Source organism: Arthrobacter sp. Hiyo1, assembly GCF_001263615.2.
GTDB lineage: Bacteria > Actinomycetota > Actinomycetes > Actinomycetales > Micrococcaceae > Arthrobacter.
In genome coordinates this window covers 359,628-364,636 of the sequence record NZ_DF952469.1, presented here as the reverse complement: position 1 = coordinate 364,636, position 5,009 = coordinate 359,628, and the positions used below count along the sequence as shown (strand labels likewise).

Annotated in this window: 5 protein-coding genes and 1 pseudogene; 5 read left to right on the top strand and 1 reads right to left on the bottom strand. The window is 63.8% G+C overall.

Annotated features, from left to right (window positions below):
- The first annotated feature begins 295 nt into the window (after window positions 1-295).
- Together AHiyo1_RS06150 and ahcY are read left to right on the top strand one after the other, a co-directional pair.
- Window positions 296-523: a Trm112 family protein gene (locus AHiyo1_RS06150; protein WP_059387950.1), complete on the top strand. Its 228-nt coding sequence runs from the start codon at window positions 296-298 to the stop codon at window positions 521-523.
- Window positions 524-564: 41 nt separating this feature from the next.
- Window positions 565-2,046, top strand: coding sequence for an adenosylhomocysteinase (gene ahcY, locus AHiyo1_RS06145; RefSeq protein ID WP_059387949.1), 1,482 nt, complete (start codon window positions 565-567; stop codon window positions 2,044-2,046).
- A 45-nt stretch (window positions 2,047-2,091) separates the two neighbouring features.
- Here the strand turns inward: ahcY and AHiyo1_RS28190 are convergent, their stop codons facing one another.
- The gene (locus AHiyo1_RS28190; RefSeq protein WP_445286202.1) at window positions 2,092-2,667 is read right to left on the bottom strand and encodes a hypothetical protein; all 576 of its coding nucleotides are present in this window, start codon (window positions 2,665-2,667) and stop codon (window positions 2,092-2,094) included.
- On the opposite strand from AHiyo1_RS28190, the pseudogene AHiyo1_RS28185 reads away from it, so the two are divergent.
- From AHiyo1_RS28185 to AHiyo1_RS06135, 3 genes and pseudogenes are all read left to right on the top strand, one after another.
- Window positions 2,567-2,943 (top strand): annotated as a pseudogene (locus AHiyo1_RS28185) (Ig-like domain-containing protein); the annotation flags it as partial. The gene AHiyo1_RS28190 and the pseudogene AHiyo1_RS28185 sit on opposite strands and share 101 nt — an antisense overlap.
- A complete protein-coding gene (locus tag AHiyo1_RS26270) occupies window positions 2,926-3,558 on the top strand; it encodes a L,D-transpeptidase (RefSeq protein WP_445286197.1) in 633 nt (210 codons plus the stop codon). The pseudogene AHiyo1_RS28185 and the gene AHiyo1_RS26270, both read left to right, overlap by 18 nt.
- Window positions 3,559-3,822: 264 nt before the next feature.
- On the top strand, window positions 3,823-4,896 hold the full coding sequence (locus AHiyo1_RS06135) for a L,D-transpeptidase (protein ID WP_253257182.1): 1,074 nt from the start codon (window positions 3,823-3,825) through the stop codon (window positions 4,894-4,896).
- Window positions 4,897-5,009: the final 113 nt, after the last annotated feature.

Here is a 5,009-nt window from a genome sequence, read left to right as displayed (position 1 = left end):
CATCGGCGCCTGCCGCGCCGGAACAGCGCACAGTCCGGGCCCCTTTTGACGGACCGGCCCCCGTGGAGGGAACAAGGCGCCACCTGCGCATCCTGCGCGATCCGTCCTGAACCCGGACGACAGCAACCACGCGTCCATTGCCTCTGTGTACCGCCGCGTGTGTCGCCCAATGTGTCGCGGCTCCCTGAGCGACAAGCATTGTGACACCGTGTGCAGCGCCGCTGGGTTGTACTCTGGAAGCTGCCATATCTGTCCAAAGCGGCGTCCGCGAGATGCCATCCAGGGAGCTTCAACCATGCCAAAGGTCAGTCCTGAATTGTTGTCCATCCTGCGGTGCCCTGTTACCGGGTCCCCGCTGGAGCAGGACGGCGAGGAACTTGTCTCGACGGCCGCGTCCGCCTCGGGTGAGAAGCTCCGCTATGCAATCCAGGACGGAATCCCCTTGCTCCTGCCCCCGGAGCTGCTGGCCGCCGCCAACGCCGCGGCCTCAGACCAGCACGACGCAGGCCGGCACGACGCCTGAGCCCCCCTGACTCGACCATTCGGTACTTCCAAAGGACTTCCATGACTTTCGACTACAAGGTTGCAGACATCTCCCTGGCCGAAGCCGGGCGCCACCAGATTCGCCTGGCAGAGCACGAAATGCCGGGCCTCATGTCGCTGCGCGCCGAGTTCGGTCCAAGCCAGCCGCTCAAGGGGGCGCGTATTGCCGGGTCCCTGCACATGACCGTGCAGACCGCGGTGCTCATCGAGACGCTGACGGCCCTCGGCGCGGAGGTGCGGTGGGCCTCGTGCAACATCTTTTCCACCCAGGACGAGGCAGCGGCCGCCGTTGTCGTCGGCAAGGGAACTGTCGAGGATCCCCGGGGTGTTCCCGTGTTCGCCTGGAAGGGCGAGACCCTCGACGAATACTGGTGGACCGCCGAGCAGATCCTCACCTGGCCGGGCGCGGACGCCAACCCTGAGCTTGGGCCCAACATGATCCTCGACGACGGCGGAGACGCCACGCTGCTGGTCCACAAAGGCGTCGAATTCGAAGCAGCCGGCGCGGTGCCGACCGCCACGGAGAATGATCCCGAAGAGTATGCGCTGGTCCTCGACGTGCTGCGGAAGAGCCTTGCCGCCGACCCGAAGAAGTGGACCCGCATCGCCGCCGGGATCCGTGGCGTGAGCGAAGAAACCACCACGGGCGTGCACCGGCTCTACCAGCTCGCCGAACAGGGCAAGCTGCTGTTCCCGGCCATCAACGTCAACGACTCGGTGACCAAGAGCAAATTCGATAACAAGTACGGCATCCGCCACTCCCTGCCGGACGGCCTCAACCGCGCCACGGATGTCCTGATGGGCGGAAAGGTCGCCGTCGTCTGCGGCTATGGCGACGTCGGCAAGGGCGCCGCAGAGGCGCTCCGCGGCCAGGGTTCGCGCGTGATCGTGACGGAGATCGACCCCATCTGCGCGCTCCAGGCAGCAATGGACGGGTACCAGGTGGCCAAGCTGGATTCCGTGTTGGAACAGGGCGACATCTTCATCACGACTACGGGCAACAAGGACGTCATCATGGCCTCCGACATGCTCCGCATGAAGAACAAGGCGATCGTGGGCAACATCGGCCACTTCGACAACGAGATCGACATGGCCGGACTGGCAAAGGTCCCCGGCGTGCACAAGGTGGAAATCAAGCCGCAGGTCCACGAGTGGGTGTTCGCCGCAGCCGACGGCCGCGAGGAGCGTTCGATCATCGTGCTTTCCGAAGGCCGCCTCCTGAACCTGGGCAACGCCACGGGCCACCCCTCGTTCGTTATGAGCAACTCCTTCGCGAACCAGACGATCGCCCAGATCGAGCTGTGGACCAAGAGGGACCAGCCCGAGGCCGAGCGCGAATACTCGAACCAGGTCTATGTCCTGCCCAAGATCCTCGATGAGAAGGTTGCCCGCCTGCACCTGGATGCTTTGGGCGTGGAACTGACCGAGCTCAGCAAGGAACAGGCGGAATACCTGGACCTTGACGTTGCCGGGCCGTACAAGCCGGAACACTACCGGTACTAAGAACACTGGCTGGGGGCACGCCGGAAGGCGGGCTCCCAGCCAATATCAAGCCGCGCCCCTTAGGATGCGGCTGTGGGGCGTGAGTTTTATTGGGGGGCGTGAGTTTTGGAGAAAAAAGGAATGGGCCTTAATCCCGACGGCGAGCAAGCGGACACTTTCGAGCAAGTGGACGCTGCGAGGCTCTTCGACACCGAGCAGGACGGCGGCAGCGCCCGGCACTTGGATGCTGGGCACTTGGACACTGCACATGGATGCTGGGCCGACGAAGCGAAGCAGGTTCCGCAAGGTCGCCTGGATCGTGGTTGTCTGCCTCATTGCCGCGCTCAGCGGCACGTTCGCCGCAGTGGCCCCGCATGCGGCGAGTGCGGCAATCGAGTCCGAGGGATCATCAGGTGAACGCAGCGAGGCAGCGGCGGTGCTGCCCGTCGTGAAGCCTGCCACGGTGGTTGCCTCGCCTGCGAGCGGAGCCAAACAGGTGAACCCGGCTGCGCCCGTCACTATCAGCGTCAAGGACGGAACCCTGGACAGGGTCTCCCTGACGAGCGCCCAAGGGAAGACCGTTGATGGTGCGTTGACCCCGGATGGACTGAGCTGGACGGCATCCACTCCGCTCGAATTCAACTCCTCCTACACCTTCAATTACACCGTTGCCGATGCGGCCGGTCGCGCAACGTCGAAGACCGGATCCTTCACGACGGTCTCCACGCAGAACGAGGCCGACGCCGCCATGTACCCCCTGGACGGGGCGAAGGTGGGCGTGGCGCAGCGCTCCAGCTCACGTTCAGCGAACCGGTCGTCAACAAGGCCGCTGTCGAGAAGGCCATCAAGGTCACCTCCACGTCGGGCCAGGTGGGGGCCTTCCACTGGTTCAGCGACACCATGGTGCGCTACCGTCCGGAGAACTTCTGGGCAGCGAACAGCACCGTCACCGTGGATCTCAAGCTGTTCGGGGTGGACTTCGGCAACGGCCAGATCGGCAACTTCAACAAGACGAACACCTTCAAGATCGGCGACAAGAAAGTGGCGGTGGCCGACGCGGTTGCCCACACGTTCACGGTCAGTATCAACGACCAGCAAGTGGGCCAGTGGCCGGACACCATGGGCGACACCAGGTTCCCTTCCGCGCGCGGCTACTTGGTCCTTATGGAGAAGTACCGGGTGGAGCACATGGACGCCTCCACCATCGGCCTTAAGCCGGGGGATCCGGCCTACTACGGACAGCTTGACGTCAACTACGCGACGCGCCTGACGCCCAGCGGCGAGTTCATCCACCAGGCCACCGACTCGGCCTTGCCGTACATCGGCGTCACGAACCTCTCCCACGGCTGCATCGGATTGGGACCTGACGGCGCGAAATGGGTGTTCGACAACATGACGACCGGAGACGTCGTCCAAGTGGTCAATACCAGGGTGACTACGCCAACTACGACGACGGCTTTGGCGACTGGAACATCCCGTGGGCCCAATACGCCAACTGACCCAATACGCCGACTGACCCAGTACGCCAACTGATAGGGCGCGCCTGAGCGCACTGCCCCGGACGCATCGGAACCCCCGGTAGACTTGGCGGGTCAGTCTTGGGGGCTGGCTTTCTGCCGGGGGATGTGGAGTTGCACTGTGGCGTCGCAAAGGAAAAGCAAGACCGGGAAGATTCTCGGAATCATGGGGATATGTGCCGGCGTTGCGGTCGGAGGAATCGGTGTTGCAACCGCCCCGAACTGGCTGCAAACGGCGGTCGAATCAGAAGCGGGATCTCCGCAACGCACGGATGCCGGGTTGGCGTCCGCTGTCGTCAAGGCAGTGGAACTGGGAATCACGCCCCTTGACGGCGCCCGCGAAGTGAATCCCGCCGTCGGGCCTTCCGTGAAGGCGGTACACGGCACGCTGAAGGACGTTGAACTCGTCCCGGCCAAGGGCGGAAAGGCCATCACGGGAAGCATCAGTTCCGACGGCAGCACCTGGTCCACGCTGGATCCCTTGGCGTTCAACACCGAGTACCGTTATGGCTTCACTGTTGTTGACGGCGCGGGCCGGGAAACCCGGAAGACGCAATCCTTCAGCACGGTATCCACGCCCAACGAGGCCAATGCCTTGGTGTTCCCCAACGACGGTTCCGTCATGGGTTCGGGGCAACCCATCGAAATCAACTTCAGCGAGCCTGTGGCGGATAAAGCCGCCATGGAACAGGCCGTGAAGATCGGTGTTTCCTCTGGCCAGGAAGTGGCCTGGCGCTGGTACTCGGACCGCAAAGTGCGGATCCGCCCGGAGACCTTCTGGGCGGCCAACACGAGCGTCACAGTGGACATGCCTTTGTTCGGCAAGGATTTCGGCAACGGAATGATCGGCAACTCCAACGTCAAGGCAATGTTCACGACCGGTCCGCAGCGGATAGCGGTAGTGGACGACGCCACCAAGACCATGAAGGTGTATTTCGACGGCGCACTCGTCAAGACAGCTCCCGTCACCCTTGGCAGCCCGGACTGGCTCTCGCCCACCGGATACGCCGTGATCATGGAGCAGGAACGCCACTCCAAATTCAACGCCGGCAGCATCGGACTCAAACCCGGTGACAAGGGCTACTACGCACCGCTCGTCGTCGAGCACGCCAACCGGCTCACGAACTCAGGGGTCTACGTTCACCAAGCGCTTCCATCGGCTTACGGGGCCGTCGGCGCATACAACGTCTCGCACGGCTGCGTTGGCCTGCTCCCGGCCGATGCCGCGTGGTTCTTCAACAACATGCGTACGGGGGATGTGGTGCAGGTACTGAACACCGGAGCCCCCGCGGTGGAACCGCTTGAAGGCTTCGGGGACTGGAACATCGCCTGGGCCGGCTACGCGAAGCGCTAAGCCCTGCCGGGACGTGGAGGCAGTTGTGCCCGACGGCGTTGCGCACCGTGCGTGCCGCGCGCTTTGCTAGCGCGTGAACGGGAGCCTGTTGAGCCGGTCGCCCATAACGGCGC

What these genes read in the sequence shown, in the direction of transcription:
- AHiyo1_RS06150 (WP_059387950.1), top strand. Translation starts at nt 296, where the DNA reads ATGCCAAAGGTCAGTCCTGAATTGTTGTCCATCCTGCGGTGCCCTGTT.
- ahcY (WP_059387949.1), top strand. Translation starts at nt 565, where the DNA reads ATGACTTTCGACTACAAGGTTGCAGACATCTCCCTGGCCGAAGCCGGG.
- AHiyo1_RS26270 (WP_445286197.1), top strand. Translation starts at nt 2,926, where the DNA reads ATGGTGCGCTACCGTCCGGAGAACTTCTGGGCAGCGAACAGCACCGTC.